This is a genomic window from Streptomyces sp. NPDC048516, assembly GCF_043199875.1.
Taxonomy (GTDB): domain Bacteria; phylum Actinomycetota; class Actinomycetes; order Streptomycetales; family Streptomycetaceae; genus Streptomyces.
In genome coordinates, this window is record NZ_JBICWS010000004.1 from 448,296 (window position 1) to 470,813 (window position 22,518).

19 protein-coding genes and 1 riboswitch are annotated in these 22,518 nt (G+C 69.7%); of the genes, 10 read left to right on the plus strand and 9 right to left on the minus strand.

Annotated features, from left to right (window positions below):
* Window positions 1-42: 42 nt before the first annotated feature.
* Window positions 43-1,020: a pyridoxamine 5'-phosphate oxidase family protein gene (locus ACGFR7_RS11600; RefSeq protein WP_393316419.1), complete on the plus strand. Its 978-nt coding sequence runs from the start codon at window positions 43-45 to the stop codon at window positions 1,018-1,020.
* Window positions 1,021-1,057: 37 nt separating this feature from the next.
* Here ACGFR7_RS11600 and ACGFR7_RS11605 read toward each other — a convergent pair whose 3' ends face one another.
* From ACGFR7_RS11605 to ACGFR7_RS11625, 5 genes are all read right to left on the minus strand, one after another.
* A complete protein-coding gene (locus ACGFR7_RS11605) occupies window positions 1,058-1,537 on the minus strand; it encodes an NUDIX domain-containing protein (RefSeq protein WP_088798878.1) in 480 nt (159 codons plus the stop codon).
* A gap of 48 nt (window positions 1,538-1,585) precedes the next feature.
* Window positions 1,586-2,482: a LysR family transcriptional regulator gene (locus ACGFR7_RS11610; RefSeq protein ID WP_393316423.1), complete on the minus strand. Its 897-nt coding sequence runs from the start codon at window positions 2,480-2,482 to the stop codon at window positions 1,586-1,588.
* Between the two features lie 308 nt (window positions 2,483-2,790).
* Entirely contained in the window at window positions 2,791-3,918 is a 1,128-nt protein-coding gene (locus ACGFR7_RS11615; RefSeq protein ID WP_393316425.1) for a cystathionine gamma-lyase, read from the minus strand.
* Entirely contained in the window at window positions 3,915-4,574 is a 660-nt protein-coding gene (locus ACGFR7_RS11620) for a low molecular weight protein-tyrosine-phosphatase (protein ID WP_393316428.1), read from the minus strand. The genes ACGFR7_RS11615 and ACGFR7_RS11620 overlap by 4 nt, the downstream gene beginning before the upstream one ends.
* 3 nt (window positions 4,575-4,577) lie before the next feature.
* Window positions 4,578-4,955 carry a phage holin family protein gene (locus ACGFR7_RS11625; RefSeq protein ID WP_393316431.1) on the minus strand — a complete coding sequence of 126 codons (378 nt, stop codon included), beginning with the start codon at window positions 4,953-4,955 and terminating at the stop codon, window positions 4,578-4,580.
* Between the two features lie 48 nt (window positions 4,956-5,003).
* Between ACGFR7_RS11625 and ACGFR7_RS11630 the strand changes: the two genes are divergently transcribed.
* The 4 genes from ACGFR7_RS11630 (at window position 5,004) to ACGFR7_RS11645 (ending at window position 6,930) form a co-directional block, all read left to right on the plus strand.
* A complete protein-coding gene (locus tag ACGFR7_RS11630) occupies window positions 5,004-5,321 on the plus strand; it encodes a cupin domain-containing protein (protein ID WP_393316433.1) in 318 nt (105 codons plus the stop codon).
* Between the two features lie 224 nt (window positions 5,322-5,545).
* Window positions 5,546-5,770: a DUF5326 family protein gene (locus ACGFR7_RS11635; RefSeq protein WP_393316436.1), complete on the plus strand. Its 225-nt coding sequence runs from the start codon at window positions 5,546-5,548 to the stop codon at window positions 5,768-5,770.
* A gap of 250 nt (window positions 5,771-6,020) precedes the next feature.
* A complete protein-coding gene (locus ACGFR7_RS11640; protein ID WP_393316439.1) occupies window positions 6,021-6,404 on the plus strand; it encodes an IclR family transcriptional regulator C-terminal domain-containing protein in 384 nt (127 codons plus the stop codon).
* Window positions 6,405-6,507: 103 nt separating this feature from the next.
* Entirely contained in the window at window positions 6,508-6,930 is a 423-nt protein-coding gene (locus ACGFR7_RS11645) for an SsgA family sporulation/cell division regulator (RefSeq protein WP_393316442.1), read from the plus strand.
* A gap of 254 nt (window positions 6,931-7,184) precedes the next feature.
* On the opposite strand, the gene ACGFR7_RS11650 is transcribed toward ACGFR7_RS11645, so the two are convergent.
* Window positions 7,185-8,627: a YibE/F family protein gene (locus ACGFR7_RS11650; RefSeq protein ID WP_393316444.1), complete on the minus strand. Its 1,443-nt coding sequence runs from the start codon at window positions 8,625-8,627 to the stop codon at window positions 7,185-7,187.
* Between the two features lie 31 nt (window positions 8,628-8,658).
* A riboswitch (TPP riboswitch) is annotated at window positions 8,659-8,815 on the plus strand.
* Here ACGFR7_RS11650 and thiC point away from each other — a divergent pair.
* Window positions 8,809-10,593, plus strand: a complete 1,785-nt coding sequence (gene thiC / locus ACGFR7_RS11655) for a phosphomethylpyrimidine synthase ThiC (protein ID WP_393316447.1) — start codon at window positions 8,809-8,811, stop codon at window positions 10,591-10,593. Its footprint overlaps the riboswitch before it by 7 nt.
* A gap of 161 nt (window positions 10,594-10,754) precedes the next feature.
* On the opposite strand, the gene ACGFR7_RS11660 is transcribed toward thiC, so the two are convergent.
* The 3 genes from ACGFR7_RS11660 to ACGFR7_RS11670 form a co-directional block, all read right to left on the minus strand.
* Window positions 10,755-11,639, minus strand: coding sequence for a hypothetical protein (locus tag ACGFR7_RS11660; RefSeq protein ID WP_393316450.1), 885 nt, complete (start codon window positions 11,637-11,639; stop codon window positions 10,755-10,757).
* A gap of 230 nt (window positions 11,640-11,869) precedes the next feature.
* Window positions 11,870-13,009, minus strand: a complete 1,140-nt coding sequence (locus ACGFR7_RS11665) for a metallophosphoesterase (RefSeq protein WP_393316550.1) — start codon at window positions 13,007-13,009, stop codon at window positions 11,870-11,872.
* Between the two features lie 251 nt (window positions 13,010-13,260).
* Complete coding sequence (locus ACGFR7_RS11670; protein ID WP_393316453.1) at window positions 13,261-14,361, minus strand: LacI family DNA-binding transcriptional regulator; 1,101 nt, start codon at window positions 14,359-14,361, stop codon at window positions 13,261-13,263.
* A 406-nt stretch (window positions 14,362-14,767) separates the two neighbouring features.
* Here ACGFR7_RS11670 and hisC point away from each other — a divergent pair, with 406 nt between their 5' ends.
* The 4 genes from hisC to cydD all read left to right on the plus strand — a co-directional run bounded on the left by hisC (window position 14,768) and on the right by cydD (window position 22,516).
* Complete coding sequence (gene hisC / locus ACGFR7_RS11675) at window positions 14,768-15,847, plus strand: histidinol-phosphate transaminase (RefSeq protein WP_393316456.1); 1,080 nt, start codon at window positions 14,768-14,770, stop codon at window positions 15,845-15,847.
* A gap of 324 nt (window positions 15,848-16,171) precedes the next feature.
* Window positions 16,172-17,680, plus strand: coding sequence for a cytochrome ubiquinol oxidase subunit I (locus ACGFR7_RS11680; protein WP_393316459.1), 1,509 nt, complete (start codon window positions 16,172-16,174; stop codon window positions 17,678-17,680).
* Between the two features lie 9 nt (window positions 17,681-17,689).
* Window positions 17,690-18,691, plus strand: a complete 1,002-nt coding sequence (cydB, locus tag ACGFR7_RS11685; protein ID WP_393316461.1) for a cytochrome d ubiquinol oxidase subunit II — start codon at window positions 17,690-17,692, stop codon at window positions 18,689-18,691.
* Window positions 18,692-18,730: 39 nt separating this feature from the next.
* Window positions 18,731-22,516 (plus strand): thiol reductant ABC exporter subunit CydD, encoded by a 3,786-nt coding sequence (gene cydD, locus ACGFR7_RS11690; RefSeq protein ID WP_393316464.1) that lies wholly within the window; start codon window positions 18,731-18,733, stop codon window positions 22,514-22,516.
* The last annotated feature ends 2 nt before the right edge of the window (window positions 22,517-22,518 follow it).

Consider the following 22,518-nt stretch of genomic DNA (forward strand, 5'->3'; position numbering starts at 1 on the left):
GCAGCACAGGTCGAACACGGTCCGACAGGGGAGGGGTGGGGCATGCCACGGCAAGAGCGCCCCGGGAGCGACGGCGAGCACCTGGTGCAGCAGCGGCTCGGCACGACCAAGCGGGCCGACCGCTTCTACGGTGACCAGGTATTGGACCATCTCAACGTCCGCATGCAGGAGTTCGTGGCCCGGCAGGAGATGTTCTTCCTGTCCACGGCCGACCGGCACGGCGAATGCGATGCCACGTTCCGGGCCGGGCCGCCGGGGTTCGTCCAGGTGCTCGACGCCCGGACGCTGGTATACCCGGAATACCGTGGCAACGGTGTCATGGCGTCCGTCGGCAACATCTCGGAGAACCCGCGCCTGGGCATCTTGATGGTCGACTTCACCCGTGACCGCATCGGGCTGCACGTCAACGGCCGGGCACGCGTCGTCATGGACGAGGACATGCGACGGCAGCACCCCGGTCTGCCGGTCGACCCGGTCCCCGGCCGACGTGCCCAACTGTGGGTCACCGTCGAGGTCGAAGAGGCGTACATCCACTGCGCCAAGCACATTCCGCATCTGCAGAAGGTCCCGGCGCAGCAGCGCGGAGCGCGAGCCTGGGGCACCGACGACGCCAAGCGCAAGGGCGGCGACTTCTTCGGCGCGGCGGCGGAGGCAGATCAGCGACCGCCCTTCCGGCGCTCCGAGCGCAGGAACGAGCACCTGCGGGGCGGACTGCACGAGGACACCGACGACGCGGTGTACCAGGAGGCGTCCCCGGTGCACGGAGGTGGTCCGGTGCACGGAGGTGGTCCGGTGCACGGAAGTGGTCCGGTGCCCGGGAGCGGCACGCCTGCGGCCGCCTCACGGGTCGGTCCGGCGTACCCGGACGCGTCCCGTGGGCCGGGCAGGGACGACTTTGTGGAGGAGCTGAACGCGGAGTTCCTGGACCGGGTGGAGCGGGTGCTCGCTCGCGCCCAGCCCCGTCGGCCCACGGAGGACGGGCCGGAATTCCGCGGATGGTTCGACCGGCGCGACGGCTGAGGCAGCCCGCCGCGGGGGCGGTGGTGCGGTATGCCACTCAGCCCAGATCCGGGGCGTGCATCGCCCGCACACCCTCGATGTTGCCGTCGAGGTAGTGCCGCAGCGACAGCGGCACCACCTCGACGGAGGCGATGCCGACACGGGTGAAGGGCACCCGCACGATCTCGTACTCCCCGCAGGGTTCCTCGACCTCGGGGCCGTGTCGGCGGGAGACGTCCATCGAGTCGAGCCGGCAGACGAAGAAGTGCTGGACCTTTACGCCGTCCACCCCGCCGTCGCTGAAGTGCTCGACGGTGTCCACGAAGACCGGCACCACGTCCTTGATCTTTGCGCCCAGCTCTTCGTCCAGTTCGCGGTGGAGGGCGTCGATGACGGTGGCGTCCTCGGGCTCCACACCACCACCCGGAGTGATCCAGTAAGGTGCCCGGCCCGGCTTGGTGCGCTTGATCAGAACCAGGTCCGCGCCGTCGAGCAGAATCGCGCGGGCGGTGCGTTTGACGACTGGCCGTACGTTCATAGGGGACAGATGCCGCAGTCACGGCCCGGTGAAACCCACGCCTCTCGGTCACCAGTCGACAGCGGTGCGCAGCAGCCACTCATGCGCCCGGGCTATGTGCGGAAGGCCGAGCGTCCCGGTCCGTACGGTCAAGAAGTATGTCCGCAGCGGGGGCACCGGCGGGTCGAGCAGGGCCACGACGTCGCCGCTGTCCAGCGCGCCGGCGCAGAGATAGCGGGGCAGCACGGCGAGCCCCACTCCGGCTGTCACACAGGACAGCACCGCCCGGAGGTCCGCTGCGATCACGGCGGCGGAGGCGGCGGGCTTGGCATCGAAGACCGCGGACCAGTAACGGGCGATCAGCGGCAGGCTTTCGTGGACCTCGACGAGCGGTACGGGGTCCAGCACGCGGACTCCCCCGGCCTGCAGTACGGCGCTCCCGCCCAGCTCGGCCGCCCAGTGCGGCGCCGCGATCAGCACATGCTCCTCGTCGCAGAGCGGGGTGGCGGTGAGCAGCCCGCCGCGCGGTCGGGCGGTGGTGACGGCCAGATCGTGGTGCCCGGCTGCCAGGCCGGTCAGCAGCTCCTCCGCGGGGCCGAAGGCGGTACGTATGGACAGGCCCTGGGCGATCAGTGGGGTGAGTGCCGGGAGCGCGCGCTCGGCAAGAAACTCCGGGGGCCCCGCGAGATGGAGGGTGCGGGTCACGGAGTCGCGGTCCAAGCCGGCCTCTGTGATCTCGGTGAGCGCGTCCAGGTGCGGTGCCACTTTGTGGGCGAGTTCATCGCCGATGGTGGTGGGGGTGACTCCACGGGCGCAGCGGAGGAAGAGCGGACGGCCCAACTGGCGTTCCAGGGACCGGATCTGGCTGGTCACCGCGGGCTGGGAGAGGCCGAGTAACGCCGCGGCGCGGGTGAAGGAGCCGGCTCGGTGCACGGTGACGAAGGTGCGCAGCAGAGCCAGATCCATTGCGTACCTCCTGCGCCTCTCGGAAGCCTGGTCGCGAGCCAACTATAAATTTGTCGATAGGGCTGTGTCGCTAGCGTGATTGGACAATGACGCTCAGTCAACTAGCCTTGTTCGAGCGGTTCGTTTCACGTGGAACATTTGGTTTCACGTGAAACGCGTGGACTCGGGGCCATGGGGAACCGCAGGCCGGCAGGGTGACGAGGGGGGATGCCCTGCCGGCCCATCTCATGCAGCTTCCGAGCCTTGGGCCGGGGTGCGCCCCGCTTGTTCGACTCGTGCCGCGGCTTCGGGTCACTCCGGTCGTTCGGTCAGTTCTGTGCGGCCCTGTCCAGAGCCCGGATGACATCAGCGATCAGATCCTCCGGCTCCTCGATGCCGACCGAGAACCGGATAAAGCCCTCCGGCACGGCATCGCCGCCCCAGCGGGCCCGCCGCTCGGCGCTGGACCGTACGCCCCCGAAACTCGTCGCATCGTCCACCAGGGTCAGCGCGGCCAGGAACCGCTCTGCGTGGGCCTTGTCGGGCAGGGCGAAGGACACCACGGAGCCGAAGCGGCCCGGGCGCATCTGCCGGGCGGCGAGCTCATGGGATGAATCGGACGGAAGGCCCGGGTGGCGCAGGCCGGTGATCTCGGGGCGGTCGGCCAGCGCGGCGGCCAGTGCCAGGGCGCCCTCCGACTGCTGGCGGACGCGCAGCGCGAGGGTGGCCAGCGAACGATGCGCGAGCCAGCTCTCCATCGGGCCGGGGATCGCGCCCACCGTCTTGCGCCACAGCCGTACGGAATCGGCCAGCGCGGCATCACGGGTGCTGGCGTACCCCAGCAGGACGTCGCCGTGGCCGGTCAGTGCCTTGGTGCCGCTGGCGACCGAGAAGTCCGCGCCGAGGTCGAGCGGCCGCTGCCCGAGCGGAGTGGCGAGGGTGTTGTCGACGGCCACCAGCGCGCCGCGCCGGTGTGCTTCGTCGGCGAGCCGCCGGATGTCGCAGACATCGAGGCCTGGGTTGGAGGGCGTTTCGATCCATAGCAGACGGGCGCCGTCCAGAGCTTCGAGCTGCGCGTCGTGTGCGGTCGGAGCGGTACGGACCTCGATGCCGTAGCTCTCCAGACGCGTGCGGACGGCCGGCAGCAGCTGGTATCCGTCGCTGGGGAGCACCACGGTCTCGCCGGCGCGCAGCTGGGAGAAGAGGACCGCGGTGATGGCTGCCATCCCGGAGGCGAAGGCGATGGTATGGGCGCTTTCGTCCGGTGACTCGAGCTCGCCGATGGCCTGTTCCAGGCGGGTCCAGGTCGGGTTGGCGTCGCGGCCGTAGGTGTACGGGCCGACGGCATCGCCGGGGAGGTGATAGTGCGCCGCGAACACCGGCCCCGGGAGGGTCGGCGCATAGGCCTCGGGCTCCGGAAGCCCGGCGCGTACGGCGCGGGTGCCGTCGCCGGTCATGCGCTCTCCTTTTCTCGCGGCTGGTGCGGCTGGTGCGGCTGGTGCGGCTCCTGCGCCTGAGGCCGGCCGGTGTCATACCCGTGAGCGGGGTCGGCGGTGACCGCGGTACGCGCTGTGATCGCGGCCCGTACCGCCACCAGCAGGCCGTCGCTCGCCACCTCGATCATCTGCAGGCACTCCTCGAAACCGGCGATACCGCCGTAGTACGGATCGGGCACGTCGAGGTTGTCGATGGTGCCGAGGCCGTCGACGCTGTGGAGTCCGGGAGCCGGTCCCGGGAGGGCGTCCGCTGCCGTGCCCGGCCCGTACGAGCGCAGCAGGTGGATCTTGGCGGCGTCCTGCGTGGTCGGGGCCAGGCCGCGCAGCTCGCGCAGATGGCCGGAGTCGAGCGCAATGACCAGGTCGAGGTGGTCGAACCAGGAGGTGTGGAATTGCCGGGCGGTGTGGACGTGTTCATAGCCGCCCGCGCGCAGCACGGCGTCCGTGCGCGGGTCGGCTCCCTCGCCCTCGTGCCAGCCGCCGGTCCCCGCGCTGTCGACCTCGACCAGGCCGTCGAGGCCGTCTTCCGCGAGGCGGGCGCGGAAGACGGCCTCCGCCATCGGCGACCGGCAAATGTTGCCGGTGCAGACGAAGCAGATACGGAAGGGGGCGGTCAAGGATCAGTCCTCGTCGGGGAGGATCACGTGCATCGCCCAGGCGACGATGGAGATGATCACGCCGCCGAGCAGGGCCGTCCAGAAGCCGTCCACATGGAAGGCGAGGTCGGCCTTGCCGGCGAGCCAGGAGGTCAGCAGCAGCATCAGCGCGTTCACGACCAGCGTGATCAGGCCGAGCGTGAGGATGAACAGGGGGAGGGATAGCAGCTTCACCACGGGCTTGACCAAAAAATTGACCAGTCCGAAGATCAGCGCGACCAGGATCAGGGTGAGTATCTTGCGGCCGGTGTTCTCACCGGTGAGCGTGATGTCCTTGAGCAGCCAGATGGCCACGGCAAGCGCCGCGGCGTTGGCGATCGTCTTGACCAGAAAATGCTTCATGGTGAGATCGTCGCAGACGAGTCTGAATCATCAGAGGGGACGATCGGCATGAAGGCTTTCAGACTGGATGAGCTGGAAGCGGAACGGGCCGCGAACGACGGCGCGTATCTGCAGTTTCTCCGGGAACGCAACATGTCGGTCGGGCTGTACGCACTGGACGCCGGCAGCATCGATCCACAGCAGCCGCACACCCAGGACGAGGTGTATCTCGTGGTCAGCGGCCGGGCGGCGATCACCGTCGGGACAGAGACCCAGTCGGTGGCCCGGGGCAGCGTCGTCTATGTGCCGGCCGGGGTGCCCCACAAGTTCCATCACATCAGCGAGGATCTGCGGGTGATGGTGGTCTTCTCTCCTCCTGAGAGTTAAGGGCCCGTCCCGGAACCCGTAGGGGAAGGGTCAGGGAAGGGCCGGGGCTGCGAAGCCCCCACGGCCGCGGTATGCGTCCTAGCATCGTTGGTGCAGGGGAACCGCAGGTGTGAGGCAACAGACAGGCCGCACACGAACGGCTTCACCACTGTGGCAACGGCGCAGCCGACGGATGGCGCGGTACGGAAAGCGACAGCGCGACAGACAGAAAGCAGGGCAGAGCAGTGGCTGGTAAGGGGATATTCGCAGGCCTTCCGTGGTGGGTCACCTGGGTCGTGGTGCCCGTCGTGCTGATCGTGGTCTTCGGCGGACTGATCACCACCGCGCTCGGCTTCCTGATCGGCGTGCTGTTCAAGGTCCTCATAGCGGCAGCCCTGATCGCCGGAGTCATCTACCTCGTCCGCAGGTCCAGCGGCTCGTCATCGTCCTCGTCGAAGAGCGACTGGTAAGAGGCAGGGCCGCCGGCCGGCCGGCCCCGCGGTGAGCGGGCTCGGGCGTTCGGCATTGGCAATCGTGAACAGCGAATCCGTCCGCTGCCCTTGTCGGTATCCGGCTCCGGGCCGGTTGCCGGCAAGGGGACCGTAGGGTCTGCGAAGGCGGGCCGGGGCGGACCCGCGTCGGCACCGCCGTCCACTTCGCCGTCCACCGGGAGGGTGATGTCGGGGCGGTGGCGGTCGCCCACGGCAGCAGCGGCCGCCGGTGGAGTCGTGGGCGGGCTTCCGTGTCACCACACTCGGCCGCGCGATCGGGCAATATCCGCTCGCATGGTTTGACGGGGCATCAAGCGGAGAGCGTCCGGCGCACCGTGCCGTCCAGTCGATATCGACCTTTTCCGTGCCATCTGTGGACGAATTGCTGCACCCCGCGGATACGGTGCGTGGTAATCATCGGGCTTTCACGTATCGGGAATATGCCTTGGGCACGGCGTGCGCGGCCCTCCCTGCCCAGGTCGAGGCGGCCGTCTCGGTGCCGGCGGATTCCCCGTCCGCGGACGAACTGCATCGATTGCGGTCCGTTACAGACCGACTACGAAAAATGGCGGAGTCGGCACTAACGACACTCGCCTTCTCTGTCAGTATCTGAAAACTCACTCCTTGTGATCTGCTTGCGCGTGGCAGACGATGGCGCCAATAGGGCCACGGGGATGTTTCCCGGCCATCTCCGATCAAGTGCGGGGCAGTGGTTGATGACCGACACAGTTCAGGCAGAAGTGATCATGAGCTTCGTCGTTTCGGAAGAGCTCGCGTTCCGGATTCCGGTGGAGCTGGACTTCGCCAGCGCCGATCCGTACGCCGTCCGCCTCACCTTCGATTTGCCCGGCGACGCGCCCGTGACCTGGGCGTTCGGTCGAGAGTTGCTGCTGGACGGGCTGAGCCGGCCGTCCGGTGAGGGGGATGTGCGTATCGAGCCGGCCTCCCCCGCGCACCTCAGTGATGTCTTCATCAGCCTTCAAGTCGGCCCCGAGCGCGCGCTGTTCCGGGTCAGTGCGGCGCCACTGGTCGCTTTCCTCGACCGTACGGACCGGCTCGTACCGCTGGGTAAGGAAGAGGTCTGCGACACCCTGGAGGCTGTACTGGACCGCATCCTCACGGAGGCACCGGCCGGCTGACCCGCCCCGGTCGCCGCGTCCGCGCCGACGCCCTACGGGTACGCAGGCCCCGCCGCGTACCCGTGCCCCTCCCTGCCCGTGCCCCTCCCTGCCCGTGCCCCTCCCTGCCCGTGCCCCTCCCTGCCCGTGCCCCTCCCTGCCCGTGCCCCTCCCTGCCCGTGCCCCTGTCGCGCTGCCTGCCGGTCGCTGCCCTCCGCCCGCCCGTCCCCGCTCCTCTCGCCCGTGCGGGGACGGAAGCCGTCCCCGCAGCTCCGTCACCGCTTACGGCGCCTGCCGCGTCCCCCGCGACGGCCCGGGCGGCTCTCCGCGGCGCCGGTCGCCATGCCGGCACCCACCACGTCCCCGGAACCCGCCCCGGATTGCCGGACGACTCCCGGCCCGCTGTCGCCCGGCATGCCCGGCCCCATCCGGTCCGCCGAGACCACCAGTGCCGCCAGCAACGTCGTCAGCGGCACTGCGGCAACCAGCCCGATGCTGCCTACGAGTGTGCGGACGACCTCCTCCGCGACCACTTCGCTCGTCGCGACCGTACCGACGCCGCTCTGTGCGATCGAGAACAGCAAAAGCAACGGCAGTGCGGCGCCCGCGTAGGCCAGCACAAGGGTGTTGACGACGGACGCGATGTGGTCCCGGCCGATCCGCATCGCGGCGCCGTAGAGCTTGCGCCAGCCGGCCGACGGGTCGGCCTCCTTGAGTTCCCAGACGGCAGCGGTCTGCGTCACCGTCACATCGTCGAGCACCCCCAGAGACCCGATGATGATCCCGGCGAGCAGCAGGCCGCGGATCTCGATATCGGGGTACAGGCCGTGCACCAGCCCCGTCGTGTCGTCCGTATTACCGGTCAGCAGCGCCCAGTTGATGAACACCGACCCGAGCAGCCCGATCAGCAGCAGCGAGGCGAGGGTGCCGAGTACGGCCACCGATGTACGGGCCGTCAGGCCATGGCACAGGTACAGCGCGATCAGCATGATCGCGCTTCCCCCGACCACTGCCACCACCAGTGGGTTGGAGCCCTGCAGGATCGCCGGGAGGATGAACAGCGTCAGGACCACAAAGCTGGCCGCCAGTGCCACCAGCGCCAGTACTCCACGCAGTCGGCCGACGATGACCACCGCGAACGCGAAGAGGGCGGCCAGTACCCACATCGGGAGCGTCCGGTCGACATCGCTGACCGCATACTGCAGATCTTTCGGCGCCTTGGGGGAGTACGCCACCACCACCTCCTGGCCGGTGGTGTAGTGCCGTAGGGCGTCCGGCGTCACCACCGCCTGGAACGTGCGTCCCGCGTTCTCTCCCGTGGTGACTTTGATCGTCGCCTGCTGACAGGGCTTGCCCTTGGTCCCTCCCCCGGCCGGTGGCTGTCCCGTCGGGGAGGAGGGCTGGGGCTGCTGCTCGGCATGGACGTCCGCGCAGTTCACCTCCGCCACTTTGACGACTCTGGCCTGCTCCGTGGGCTGGTCGAAGCCGACCCCGGACGGCTTATGGCCAGGCGCGCCGCCTGGCCAGAGCACGACCAGACCGACCGCTACCGCGGCGGCAAAGGGGATCAGTACTGCCGCGATGACCTTGCGCAGATGCCGGGAGACGGGCGCGGCAGGGCCGTGGCCGTGCGCGTGTGAGTGCACGGCGGAAGGGTGGTGGGACTCGTGAGGGCTCACCGCCCGATCATTGCAAGAACTCCGGGGCCCCCTGTTCACTCCGCCGCATCGGCCGCTACCGTGGTGCCACCTTTGCAATCGCGGGAGCTCGGAGCACCGGGCTGAGAGGGCGCTGACCTTCGTCCCAGCGGCGTTTCACGTGAAACGCCCATGGACGCAAGCCGCTGCGTCGACCGCTGAACCTGTTACCGGGTAATGCCGGCGTAGGGAGTTGGGTCTCATGACTCTGCAGGATGCACGCACGCCCGAAAACGGAAACGGTGCCGACGGCAGCGGTGAGCCGCAGATCGGCTGGCACAAGGGCTATGTCTCCGGATCGCGCCCGGATCTTCGGGTCCCGGTCCGGCGGGTGCACCTCACCAACGGCAAGGACGTGACGCTCTACGACACGTCAGGGCCGTACACCGACCCGCATATCGATACCGACGTCCGCCGTGGTCTGGCGCCGCTGCGGGAGAACTGGATCATCGCTCGCGGCGACACCGAGGAGTACGCGGGGCGCCCCCCGCGGCCCGAGGACGACGGCCTCAAGCACACCTCGCCGCGCGGCGGGCTCAAGAACCTCGACGCGGTCTTCCCGGGCCGCCCCCGTCAGCCGCGCCGCGGCCGTGACGGCGCCGCGGTCACCCAGCTCGCCTACGCCCAGCGTGGCGAGATCACCGCGGAGATGGAGTACGTCGCCCTCCGCGAGAACGTCACCCCAGAGTTCGTCCGCGACGAGATCGCGGCCGGACGCGCGGTGCTGCCGTCGAACATCAACCACCCGGAGATCGAGCCAATGATCATCGGCAAGAACTTCCTGGTGAAGGTGAACGCCAACATCGGCAATTCGGCGGTCACTTCCTCCATCGAGGAGGAGGTGGAGAAGATGACCTGGGCGACTCGCTGGGGTGCCGACACGGTCATGGACCTCTCCACCGGGCGCAATATCCACACCACCCGCGAATGGGTGCTGCGCAACTCCCCCGTCCCCATCGGCACCGTGCCGCTCTACCAGGCACTGGAGAAGGTTGACGGCAAGGCCGAGGAGCTGACCTGGGAGATCTACAAGGACACCGTCATCGAGCAGGCCGAACAGGGCGTCGACTACATGACGGTGCACGCCGGTGTGCTGCTCCGTTATGTCCCCCTGACGGCCCGCCGTAAGACCGGCATCGTCTCGCGCGGCGGCTCGATCATGGCGGCCTGGTGCCTGGCGCACCACAAGGAGTCGTTCCTCTACACGCACTTCGAAGAGCTCTGCGAAATCCTCGCCTCGTACGACGTCACCTACTCGCTCGGTGACGGCCTGCGCCCCGGATCCATCGCGGACGCCAATGACGAGGCGCAGTTCGCGGAGCTGCGTACGCTCGGCGAGCTGAACACCATCGCCAAGCGGCACGGCGTCCAGACGATGATCGAGGGCCCGGGGCATGTCCCGATGCACAAGATCAAGGAGAACATCGACCTCCAGCAGGAGATCTGCGAGGAGGCCCCGTTCTATACGCTCGGCCCCCTGACCACCGATATCGCGCCCGCCTACGACCACATCACCTCCGGTATCGGAGCGGCGATGATCGCTTGGTGGGGTACCGCCATGCTCTGCTACGTCACGCCCAAGGAGCATCTGGGCCTCCCGGACCGCGACGACGTCAAGACCGGCGTCATCACGTACAAGATCGCGGCTCATGCGGCAGACCTGGCCAAGGGGCACCCGGGCGCCCAGGAATGGGATGACGCGCTCTCCGATGCCCGCTTCGAGTTCCGCTGGGAGGACCAGTTCAACCTGGCCCTCGACCCGGACACCGCGCGCGCCTTCCACGACGAGACGCTGCCTGCCGAGCCGGCGAAGACGGCCCACTTCTGCTCGATGTGCGGCCCGAAGTTCTGCTCGATGAAGATCAGTCAGGACATCCGCCGTGAACACGGGGGTGACCTGGCGATCGACCCCGAGGCCGGAATGGCCGAGAAGTCGAAGGAGTTCGCGGCCGCAGGCAACCGCGTGTACCTGCCGCTCGCGGAGTAGCCCACCGTCGGGAGTCGCTCCATCGGACGCCCGGACTCGCTCCTTCTGCCACCTCTGGCGGAAGGTCCCCACCGAAAGGCGGGGGCCTTCCGCCTGCCCATGGTGCGGCATCCTGAGCGCCCTTCGGTGACCCGCAGGGCGCCGGGCCGCCACCCCGGGCACTAATCCGCCTGGTGGTCGGGCCCCCCGTAATCCGGGCTGGTGAAATCCGGGCTGGAGTAGCGCGGCCGGGAACCCGAGGAGCCGCTGTCGGGGCTGGTGAACTCGGGGCGGGTGTAGCCGAGCGTGGGGATCCGGCTCTCGGGCGGTGGAGTGCGGCGGGGGACATAGCGTGCCGGGTCGTCGTCCGGAGTGGCCGCGGGGTCGGCAAGGGCCTCGCGGAGAAAGGGCAGCACACCGCGCTCCAGGAGGGCACGGCGCCACACCTCACGGGCGTGGTCCAGCGCCTCACCCAGCTCGTCGGCTCTGGCGGCCTGGGGCGACGAACCATTGCGCAGCGCCGTGATGAGCAGTCCGGCCATCGCGACAAGGGTCCCCGCGGCGGTCAGTGCCGCGAAGATCCAGCCGACGTTGACCAGTGGCTGCGCCAAGGACTTGTCGGGGCTGATGGCGCGCAGCACATAACCGATGAGGAGGAAGAGCACCGCGGCGATGCCGGCGAGGACGGGAGCGAGGACGGCGACCATGGCGGTGAGCCCGGCGCCGGTGTTTTCGGCCCCGCCCAGGGCCGTGGCGCCGGCCGGTCCTGGACTCCCGTCGGCCTCCAGGCTCTGCTCCTCGTCGCCCGCCGCGACGTGGGGCGGCACGGGCGTCGGTGCGCGCCACTCGGCGCGGAGCTGTACATAGCGTTGGTATTCGGCCGTGGCGCACGCGGCGATGGCGGTGGTCGCGCTGAGCGCCATCGTGCGCAACTGCTCGTTGTTGAGGTGGTTTTCCGCGACGGCGGTGAAGTCGTCCGGGCGGTATGCGGCGGTACGCAGCGCCTCATCAAGGATCCGCGCAAATTCCGCGCGGTCCTCGTTCAGCAGGTGCGGAGCGCTGTTCATGTGGATCCCCCGATGCTCCGTAGGGCCGTACGGCCGGCGTTGGCCGGGCAGTGGGCGGAAACGGAGGAGAGCCTGCTACGGATAGTCCGATGGTAGAGCGACTGCGGCGCGGGGTGACAGAGAGTTTACGGAATTTGAGTAATGCCACGACCGGTTTCCGCCCGTGGCGACCCCCGGCGGTGCGCCCATCGCCCGCCGTCCGCCCTTCCGTACGCCTGCCCCGATAACGTTCAGCCGGCCAGCGGAAGTTGAACGACCAAAAGCTTTCCGGCCATGGTGATACCGCCGTCCATGGCGATGGCCAGACCGTCCGCGTAGACATGCGGACCCTCGACCGCCACGCTCTCGCTCTCGCCGTCCTCGGCGCCGACCTCGCCCAGCAGATAGGGGATGGGGCTGTGGCCATGTACGACGCGGTCGCCACCGTAGGCGTCGAGGAGTTCGCGTACGGCGTCCGAGCCGTCCTCGTCGCGGAAGGCGAAGCGCTTGGTGAACTTGCGGAACAGATCCCAGACTTCGTCCGCGTCGCTGCGGGTGAGCACGTCGTGGACGGTGTCGTTGACGGCCTCGATGGAGTCGCCGTATTCGAGGTAGGCGGTGGTGTCGGAGTGCACGAGCAGATGCCCGTCCTCCTCCATCACGGCGTCCAGGCGGGCCATCCACTGGAGGTGGTGGTCCTCCAGGCGGTCCATATCGGTCTTCTGGCCGCCGTTGAGGAGCCAGGCGGCCTGGAAGGAGGCGGTGCCGGCGCCGGACTGTACGGGGGTGTCGCCGAACCGCTTGGCGCCCAGCAGCAGGAGTTCGTGGTTGCCCATCAGGGCCTTGCAGTAGCCGCCGGCCGCCGCTGCCTCGGCGGAGAGCTGCATGACGAGGTCGATGACGCCGATGCCGTCCGGGCCGCGGTCGGTGAAGTCGCCGAGGAACCAGAGCCGGGCATTGCCGGCCGCCCAGTTGCCGTCGGCGTCGATCAGGCCCTCGGCGGCCAGCGCCTCGCGCAGCTCGTCGTAGTAGCCGTGCACGTCGCCGACGACATACAGCGGACCCATGCCCTCGGGCGCGTCGGGGTCCTGGGCCGGTTCGGGCACCGGGACGACGGCAGGGCGGTCGATGAGGGTGTCCGTGCGCTCGGGCGCGATGACCGGGAGGTCGCGCGCGGTCGGGGTGTACTCCTCGGGGAGCTCCGCGGGCGGGGCGGCGGGCGACACCACGGGGGGCGCGGCGGGTGGAGCGGCAGGAGGCGCGGCCGGGGTCCCGGCGGGCAGGTGGAGCGGCGGGCCGGCAGGCGGCACGGGGGACCCGGCGGACGCGCCGGAGGGAACTCCTGGCGGCGGTACAGACGCCGGAGTTTCTCCTGCCATGGTCCACACCATGGGTCCCTGACTGGCCCCCTGAGTCATCGACCCCTCCACCGTTGCGCCGCCGTGCACCTCTCGGACCTTTGCCTGGTCGACGGCGGTCCGCGGTGTCGTGCGCCCATCATAGGAATGCCGATCGCGGGTTGTGACGCACCCGGGGGTGGTCAATCCGCCGAAGCCCGGCATTCGCGGCGGATTTATCCCGGGATCGCCCTGTTTTTTCCTCGTAGAAGTGATCACACCGTCGCTCGTATGTGGGAGCACGCTCAGTCGCCGGTGGGCCCTCGCGGTGGGCTGATGGTCGTTCTCGGGGGACGCCGCTGGGACGAGGCCCGGATGATCAGATCGGTAGGTATCACCTGTTCGACGGGCCGGCCGTTGTCGAGCCCCTCGATGGCGTCGATGAGGATCTGCACGACGGCGGTGCCGATACGGCGCGGTTTGAGGGACAGCGTGGTGACGGGCGGCTCGGTGGCGGCGTAGAGGGTGGACTCGCTGCAGCAGACCAGCAGCAGGTCCTCCGGCACCCTCAGCCCGTAGCGCCGGGCGGCGGCGAGCAGGTCCGTGCCGTTGGGGTCGAAGAGCCCGTAGACGGCGTCCGGGCGGTCCGGGCGGGCCAGCAGCCGGTCGGCGGCGACGGCCCCGGCACAGGGGTCGTGTGCCGGGTAGGACTCGTACACAGGCTCCTGGCCGACCCGCTCGCACCAGTGCAGATAGGCGGTGGTCGACAGGCGGGTGTAGGTGTCGGTGGTGTTGCCCGTGAGCAGGCCGATGCGACGGGCGCCGGCGTCGGCGAGATGGTCGAGCAGGCCGAGGACGGCCGCCTCGTGATCGTTGTCGACCCAGCCGGTGACGGGCAGCGTGCCGCCGGGGCGGCCGTCGGAGACGACGGGGATGCCGTGCCGGACGAGCTCGGTGACGACGGGGTCGCCGTCGGCGGGGTCGATGACGACGGTGCCGTCCAGGGCGACGTTGGACCACACGTCGTGGCGGGAGGTCGCGGGGAGGATGACCAGTGCATAGCCCCGGGCCAGGGCCGCGGAGGTGGCCGCTCTGGCCATCTCGGCGAAGTATGCGAATTCGGTGAAGGTGAAAGGTTCATCCCCGTACGTGGTCACGGTCAGGCCGAGGAGCCCTGACTTGCCCGTACGGAGGGTGCGGGCGGCTGCGGACGGGCGGTAGCCCAGCCGGTCGGCCACCTCGCGGACATGGCTACGGGTGGCGTCCGGAAGCCGGCCCTTGCCGTTGAGCGCGTCGGAGACAGTCGTGATCGACACTCCGGCTGCGGCGGCCACGTCCCGGATGCCCGCCCGCCCCAGCCGGCGACCGGTCGACCGGCTCACCTGATGCTTCCCTGCTGCTGTCATGGCGAGCCGATAGTAGGGCTCATTAGGGCCATTCGCGGGGCTTGGACGAGGGCTGTGCAGAGGTACGTTTCTGCATGGCCGGAAGCGCTCAATTCTCATGAAAGCAAAGGAAGTTGGCGCGATAGATGATCATTTCGGCGGAGATGTGGTGCGTTTGCCTGTCGATCGGTTCAGGTCTCGAAGCGGCCTCAAGTCACCTTGACGGGGGACGCGCGCCACGGAGTGAGCCACCGGCGCACGCCGAACCGGACGGCGCCCCCTGGAGGCTCCGCGCGGGGCTACCCCGCGCCTGGCCGAGGGGTGCGGCCGAGCTCGGCGGCGGGGCGGGGGCTGCCGCCGAACGGGTCAATCCTCATAAGGTGTGCAGTATTGGAGAAGAGGCAGGACGGTCGAGGAGGACCCTGCGGTGAGCGAGAAGACCCCGAAGCTGCGTGCTGCGCTGGACGGCATCCCCACCTACAAGCCGGGCCGGCCGGCGGCGGCCGGCGGCCCCGTCACGTACAAGCTGTCCTCCAACGAGAACCCCTATCCGCCGCTGCCGGGCGTCCTGGAGAGCGCGGTGACCGCTGCCGGTGCCTTCAACCGCTACCCGGACATGGCCTGCACGGGCCTGATGGCGGAGCTGTCCGAGCGGTTCTCGGTGCCCCTGGAGCATCTGGCGACCGGCACCGGATCGGTCGGGGTGGCACAGCAGCTGGTCCAGTCGACGGCCGGTCCCGGCGATGAAGTGATCTACGCCTGGCGGTCGTTCGAGGCCTACCCGATCGTCACCCAGGTCTCCGGCGCCACCTCCGTGCAGATTCCGCTGACCTCCGGTGAGGTGCACGACCTGGACGCCATGTTCGCCGCGATCACCGACCGGACCCGGTTGATCTTTGTCTGCAACCCCAACAACCCCACCGGTACCGTCGTCCGCCGCGCGGAGCTGGAGTCCTTCCTGGACCGGGTGCCGAGCGATGTGCTGGTGGTGCTGGACGAGGCGTACTGCGAATTCGTGCGCGATCCCCAGGTGCCGGATGGCATCGAGCTCTACCGCGACCGCCCCAATGTGTGTGTGCTGCGCACCTTCTCCAAGGCGTACGGCCTGGCGGGGCTGCGGGTCGGCTTTGCGGTGGCCCATGAGCCGGTGGCCGCGGCGCTGCGCAAGACGGCGGTGCCGTTCGGGGTGAGCCAGCTGGCGCAGGAGGCGGCCGTGGCGTCGCTGCGCAGCGAGGCGGCGCTGCTGGAGCGGGTCGATGCGCTGGTGGCCGAGCGGGCGCGGGTGGTGGACGGGCTGCTGAGGCAGGGCTGGACGGTCCCCGAATCACAGGCGAATTTCGTCTGGCTGCGGCTGGGGGACCGCACGACCGACTTCGCGGCGGCCTGCGAGCGGGCCGGTGTGGTCGTGCGGCCGTTCGCCGGCGAGGGCGTACGGGTGACGATCGGCGAGGGCCCGGCGATGGACCTGTTCCTGGAGGCCGCGGAGGAGTTCCGCAAGGCGCTGTAACCCGTCGTCGAACGAGTGCCGAGGCCGTGGGTCTGCTGACCTGCGGCCTCGTGCGTGATGCGGGCTTTCTCGCCGCTGCGGACGGGTGCCGGGGTGCGCCGCCCCGCCGTCGGTGCGGCCCGGGTCGTGGCAGGTGGAGGGCGTGGTGGCGCCCGCCGCTCAGGCGTGACCGCGGTCACGTACCCCCCGGCAGAAGTGACTGAGACCCGTAGGAGATAATTGCTTGTGAATGTGAACGCGTTCACAAGCGCGTCCCGTATGGGCCATTTTATGTGGCGCATACAGGGCATTGCCGTAGTGCAACGGCGACGTAAGGAGCACGGCATGGAACTGGCGTTGGCGCCAGAGACTCTGGCGCGATGGCAATTCGGCATCACCACCGTCTACCACTTCCTGTTCGTCCCCTTGACGATCTCCCTCGCCGCTCTGGTGGCCGGACTCGAGACCGCATGGGTACGGACGGGCAAGGAGAAGTACCTCAAGGCCACCAAGTTCTGGGGCAAGCTGTTTCTGATCAATATCGCGATGGGTGTCGTCACCGGCATCGTCCAGGAGTTCCAGTTCGGTATGAACTGGTCCGCCTACTCGCGGTTCGTCGGGGACGTCTTCGGTGCCCCGCTGGCCTTCGAGGCGCTGATCGCGTTCTTCTTCGAGTCGACCTTCATCGGCTTGTGGATCTTCGGCTGGGACAAGCTGCCGAAGAAGATCCACTGCTTCTGCATGTGGATGGTCTCGATCGGCACGATCCTGTCGGCGTACTTCATCCTCGCGGCGAACTCCTGGATGCAGCACCCGGTCGGCTACAAGTACAACGCCGCGAACGGCCGTGCCGAGCTGACGGACTTCTGGAAGGTGCTGACCCAGGACACCACCCTGGTCGTCGCCTTCCACACGCTGACCGCGGCCTTCCTTACCGGCGCCGCGTTCATGGTCGGTATCGCCGCCTTCCACCTGATGCGCAAGAAGCACATCAAGGTCATGCGGACGTCGCTGCGGCTCGGGCTGATCACGCTGGTCATCTCGGGCATCCTCACCGCGGTCAGCGGTGACTCGCTCGGCAAGGTCATGTTCAAGCAGCAGCCCATGAAGATGGCTGCGGCCGAGGCGCTGTGGGACAAGGAAGAACCGGCACCGTTCTCGGTCTTCGCCTACGGCGATGTCGAAAAGGGACACAACACGGTCGCGATCGAGATACCCGGGCTGCTTTCCTTCCTCGCGCACAACGACTTCAGCTCGCCGGTCCCCGGCATCAACGACGTCAACAAGTCCGAGCAGCAGAAGTTCGGGCCCGGCGACTACCGGCCCAACATCCCGGTCGCCTACTGGGGCTTCCGCTGGATGATCGGCTTCGGCATGTCGTCCTTCGCCATCGGGCTCGCCGGGCTCTGGCTCACCCGTAAGAAGTTCTGGCTGGCTCCGGGGCTGCGGACGGGGGACGAGGAGCCACCGCATCTCGCGCTCACCAAGAACAAGGTGCTCGGTGCCCGTCTGAGCAAGTGGTACTGGTCGCTCGCCTTTGTCACCCTCGGCTTCCCGCTCATCGCGAACTCGTGGGGCTGGATCTTCACCGAGATGGGCCGCCAGCCCTGGGCCGTCTACGGCTTGCTGCGCACCTCGGACGCGGTCTCCCCGGGCGTCTCGCAGGGGGAGGTGCTGACCTCGATGATCGTCTTCACCGCGCTCTACGCGATCCTCGCGGTGGTCGAGGTCAAGCTGCTGGTGAAGTACATCAAGGCCGGACCGCAGGAGCTCACCGACTCCGACCTCAACCCGCCCACCAAGATCGGCGGCGACAGCACGGACGCCGACCGGCCGATGGCCTTCTCGTACTAGGAGGCGACTGTGCAACTCCACGACGTCTGGTTCGTTCTTATCGCCGTCCTCTGGACCGGGTACTTCTTCCTCGAAGGGTTCGACTTCGGGATCGGTATCCACACCAAGCTCCTCGCCCGCGACCGGCAGGAGAAGCGCGTACTGATCAACACCATCGGCCCGGTCTGGGACGGCAACGAGGTCTGGCTGATCAGCGCGGCCGCTGCGACCTTCGCCGCCTTCCCCGACTGGTACGCCACCCTCTTCTCCGGGTTCTATCTGCCGCTGCTGCTGATCCTGGTGTGCCTGATCGTGCGCGGGGTCGCCTTCGAATACCGCCACAAGCGGACCGAAGAGCGCTGGCAGCGGAACTGGGAGAACGCGATTTTCTGGGCCTCGCTGCTGCCCGCGGTGCTCTGGGGCGTCCTGTTCGGCAACCTGGTGCACGGCGTCAAGATCGACGCTCACAAGGAATATGTGGGGAGCGTTCTCGACCTGCTGAACCCGTACGCGATTCTGGGCGGGCTGCTCACGCTGACCCTGTTCACCTTCCACGGTGCGGTGTTCGCCTCGCTCAAGACGACGGGCGACATCCGGGAGCGGGCACGCAGGATGGCGGCCGTCCTCGGAGCGCTCACCCTGGTGCCGGTGACCGGCTTCCTGGGCTGGACCCAGGCCGCCAAGGGCGACGGCACCAGCCTGATCGTCATGATCGTCGCGGTGGTCGCGCTGGTAGCGGCGCTGGGGGCCAACAAGCTCGGGCGTGAGGGCTGGGCGTTCGCCTTCTCCGGCATCACGGTCGTGGCCGCGGTCGCGATGCTGTTCCTGACGCTCTTCCCGAACGTCATGCCCTCGACGCTGAACGAGAGCTGGAGCCTCACGGTCAGCAACGCCTCGTCCAGCCCCTACACCTTGAAGATCATCACGTGGTGCGCCGGTTTCGCCACGCCACTGGTGATGCTCTACCAAGGGTGGACGTACTGGGTGTTCCGCAAGCGCATCGGCACCCAGCACATCGCCGATGCCCACTAGCTGAGCGGCCGCCCTTCCGGGGCGGCCCCAGCAGGACGGATGTTTCACGTGAAACCGGTCGACCCGCGTCTGCTCCGCTACGCCCACGCCACCCGCGGCTTCCTGGTCGCGGTGGTGGTGCTCGGGCTTGCCGGAGCGGGCCTGGTCATCGGCCAGGCGATGCTGATCGCCGAGATCGTCGTCGGGGCGTTCCAGCACCATCTCGATACCGGCGCCCTGGCCACACCGCTGGCGCTGCTCGCCGCGGTCTCCGTCGGGCGCGGTCTGGTCTCCTGGCTCACCGAGCTGGCCGCGCACCGCGCCGGCGCGGCGGTCAAGTCCGAGCTGCGCATGCGGCTGATCGAGCGGGCGGCGCGGCTGGGGCCCGGCGCGGTGATCGGGCGCGCGGACGGCGGCGCGCCGGCCACGGCTCCGTACGGCCCCGGGGCGGCCGACGCGGGCGCGCCCGACGGCACCGGCACCCTGGAGATGCGAACCGGTGAACTCACCACCCTCGCCACCCGCGGCATCGACGCACTGGACGACTACTTCGCCCGCTATCTGCCGCAGTTGGGGCTGGCGGTCGTCGTCCCCCTCGCCGTGCTGGCCCGGATCGTCACCGGTGACTGGATATCGGCGCTCACCATCGTCCTCACCCTCCCGCTGATCCCGCTGTTCATGATCCTGATCGGCTGGGCCACCCAGGCGCGGATGGACCGCCAGTGGCGGCTGCTCGCCCGGCTGTCGGGCCACTTCCTCGATGTCGTCGAGGGCCTGCCGACCCTCAAGGTCTTCGGCCGGGCCAAGGCCCAGGCCGCTTCCATCCGGGCCATCACGGGCGCATACCGCCGGGCGACGATGCGCACCCTGCGGATCGCTTTTCTCTCCTCCTTCGCGCTCGAACTCCTCGCCACCCTCTCCGTCGCGCTGGTCGCGGTCGGCATCGGTATGCGGCTGGTGCACGGTGAGCTCGACCTCTACACCGGCCTGATGGTGCTGGTGCTGGCGCCCGAGGCGTATCTGCCGCTGCGGCAGGTCGGTGCGCAGTACCACGCCGCGGCCGAGGGGCTTTCGGCCGCGGAGGAGATCTTCGCGGTGCTGGAGACTGCGCTGCGCCCGGCCGGCACCGCACCCGCGCCCGAGGGCACCGCACTGACGGTGGAAGAGCTGGTGGTGCGCCACCCCGGGCGGACCGCCGACTCGCTTCCGGCGACGTCGTTCAAGGTCCGGCCCGGCGAGACCGTCGCACTGGTCGGCCCATCCGGCGCCGGCAAGTCCACCCTGCTGAGCGTGCTGCTCGGCTTCACCGAACCGCACGGGGGCCGGGCCCTCGTCGACGGCCGGGACATCGCGTCGCTCTCCCCCGAGAGCTGGCGGCAGCGGATCGCTTGGGTGCCGCAGCACCCGCATCTGTTTGCCGGCACCATCGCCGAGAACGTACGGCTGGCGAGGCCGGACGCGGATGACGCCGCGGTGCGTACCGCCCTGAGCGAGGCGGGCGCGCTGGATTTCATCGACGCGCTCCCGGACGGCACGGCGACCCGGCTCGGCGAGTCCGGTGCCGGACTCTCGGCCGGTCAGCGCCAGCGCCTCGCGCTCGCCCGAGCCTTCCTCGCCGACCGCCCGATCCTGCTCCTGGACGAGCCCACGGCCAACCTCGACGGCGCGACCGAGGAGGCCATGGTGACTGCGATCGGCCGGCTCGCCGTCGGCCGTACGGTCCTGCTCGTCGTCCACCGGCCGGCGTTGCTGGCGGTGGCGGACCGGGTGGTGCGGTTGCCGGGGGCGGTGCGTCCCGCGGATACGGTCGATCCTCTGGATGCGGACGGCGCGGACGGCGCGGACGGCGCGGAGGGCGCGGCGGAGCCGCTGGGCGCGGGGGCGCGGGTCGGTGCGGTCGTGGGGGCGACTGCGGGCCGGTCGGGCCAGTCGGGCCAGACGGGCCGGTCGGGCCAGGAGCCGGTCGTCGAACCGGCTGAAACGGACCGGGGCCCCGCCGAGGCGGCGGCCGGGGAGCCGGATCCCGAGGAGGACACCGGGCCCGCCTCCCTCCCCGGCCTCGCCCGGGGCTCGGCGCTCACCCGGCTGCGGCGGACGGCCCGGTCCCATCGGGCGCGATTCGCCCTGGCGCTGCTGCTGGGGAGCCTGGCGCTGGGCAGCGCGGTGGGTCTGATGGCGACCTCGGGATGGCTGATCTCGCGGGCGGCGCAGCAGCCTCCGGTGCTGTATCTGATGGTCGCGGTCACCGCCACCAGGGCGTTCGGCATCGGCCGTGCGGTCTTCCGGTACGCCGAGCGGCTGGTCGCCCATGACGCGGTCTTCCGGATGCTCGCCGAGGCACGTGTCGCCGTCTTCCGGCGGCTGGAACGTCTGGCACCGGCCGGGCTCAAGGAGCGCAGCCGCGGCGATCTGCTGTCGCGGCTGGTGGCCGATGTCGATGCGGCACAGGACTACTTCCTGCGCTGGCTGCTTCCGGTAGGGGCGGCGGTGCTGGTCGGCGCGGGCGCGGTCGGTTTCACCGGCTGGCTGTTGCCGGAGGCCGGTGCGCTGCTCGCCGCCGGACTGCTGCTCGCGGGCGTGGGCGTGCCGATGCTCTCGGGTGCGCTGGCCCGGCGGGCGGAGCGTCAACTGGCGCCCGCGCGCGGGCGGCTCGCGACCCGTGTCGTCGATGTGCTCACCGGTACCGCCGAGTTGACGGTGGCCGGTGCCCTCCCCGCCCGTACGGAGGCGGTGCGGGGCGCCGACCGGGAGCTGACCCGGATCGCCTCCCGGTCGGCCACCGTGTCCGGGACCGGCGCCGGGCTGTCGGCGCTGCTGTGCGGACTGACGGTCGCCGCGGCGGCGGTGGCCGGCGTCCAGGCCGTCCACGCGGGACGCCTGTCGGGCGTGGCACTGGCCGTGGTCGTGCTCACCCCGCTCGCCGCCTTCGAGGCGGTGGCCGGGCTGCCGCTCGCCGTGCAGTACCGCCGGCGCACCCGGCACGCCGCCGAGCGGGTCTTCGAGGTGCTGGACGCGCCGGTTCCGGTGCAGGAGCCGGCCGCGCCGGCTGATCCTCCTGAGACGCCGTTCCCGCTGGTCATAGGGGATCTCACCGCGCGCCACCCGGGAGCGGACCGCCCGGCGCTGGACGGGGTGGGCTTCACCTTGTCCGCCGGCCGCCGGCTCGCCGTCGTCGGCCCGTCCGGTTCCGGGAAGACCACCCTGGCGCAGGTGCTGCTGCGCTTTGTGGACCGGGAGTCGGGGACGTACCTGCTGGGCGGAACGGAGGCCCGGACGCTGGACGGTGACGCGGTCCGGCGGCTGGTGGGGCTGTGTGCGCAGGACGCGCACCTCTTCGACAGCTCGCTGCGGGAGAACCTCAAGCTCGCCCGTAGGGGCCGGCGCGACGCCTCGGGCGATGCCGACCGGGACCTGTGGGACGCGCTCGGGCGGGCGCGGCTCGCGGACTGGGTGCGGGGGCTGCCCGACGGCCTGGACACCATGATCGGGGAGCACGGCGCCCGGCTGTCCGGTGGCCAGCGGCAGCGCCTGGCCCTCGCGCGTGCGCTGCTCGCGGACTTCCCGGTGCTCGTTCTGGACGAGCCCGCCGAGCACCTGGATCTGGCCACCGCCGATGCGCTGACCGCCGATCTGCTGGCCGCGACCGAGGGCCGTACGACGGTCCTGATCACCCACCGGCTCACCGGTCTCGAGGAGGTCGACGAGGTGCTGGTTCTGGATCAGGGGCGGGCCGCGCAGTGCGGGCCGTACGCGGAGCTGGCGGCGGCCGACGGCCCGTTCCGGCGGATGCTGGAGCGCGAGCGGGCGGTGGATACGGCGTACGGGGCGGCGCAGCCGGTGGCGTAGGA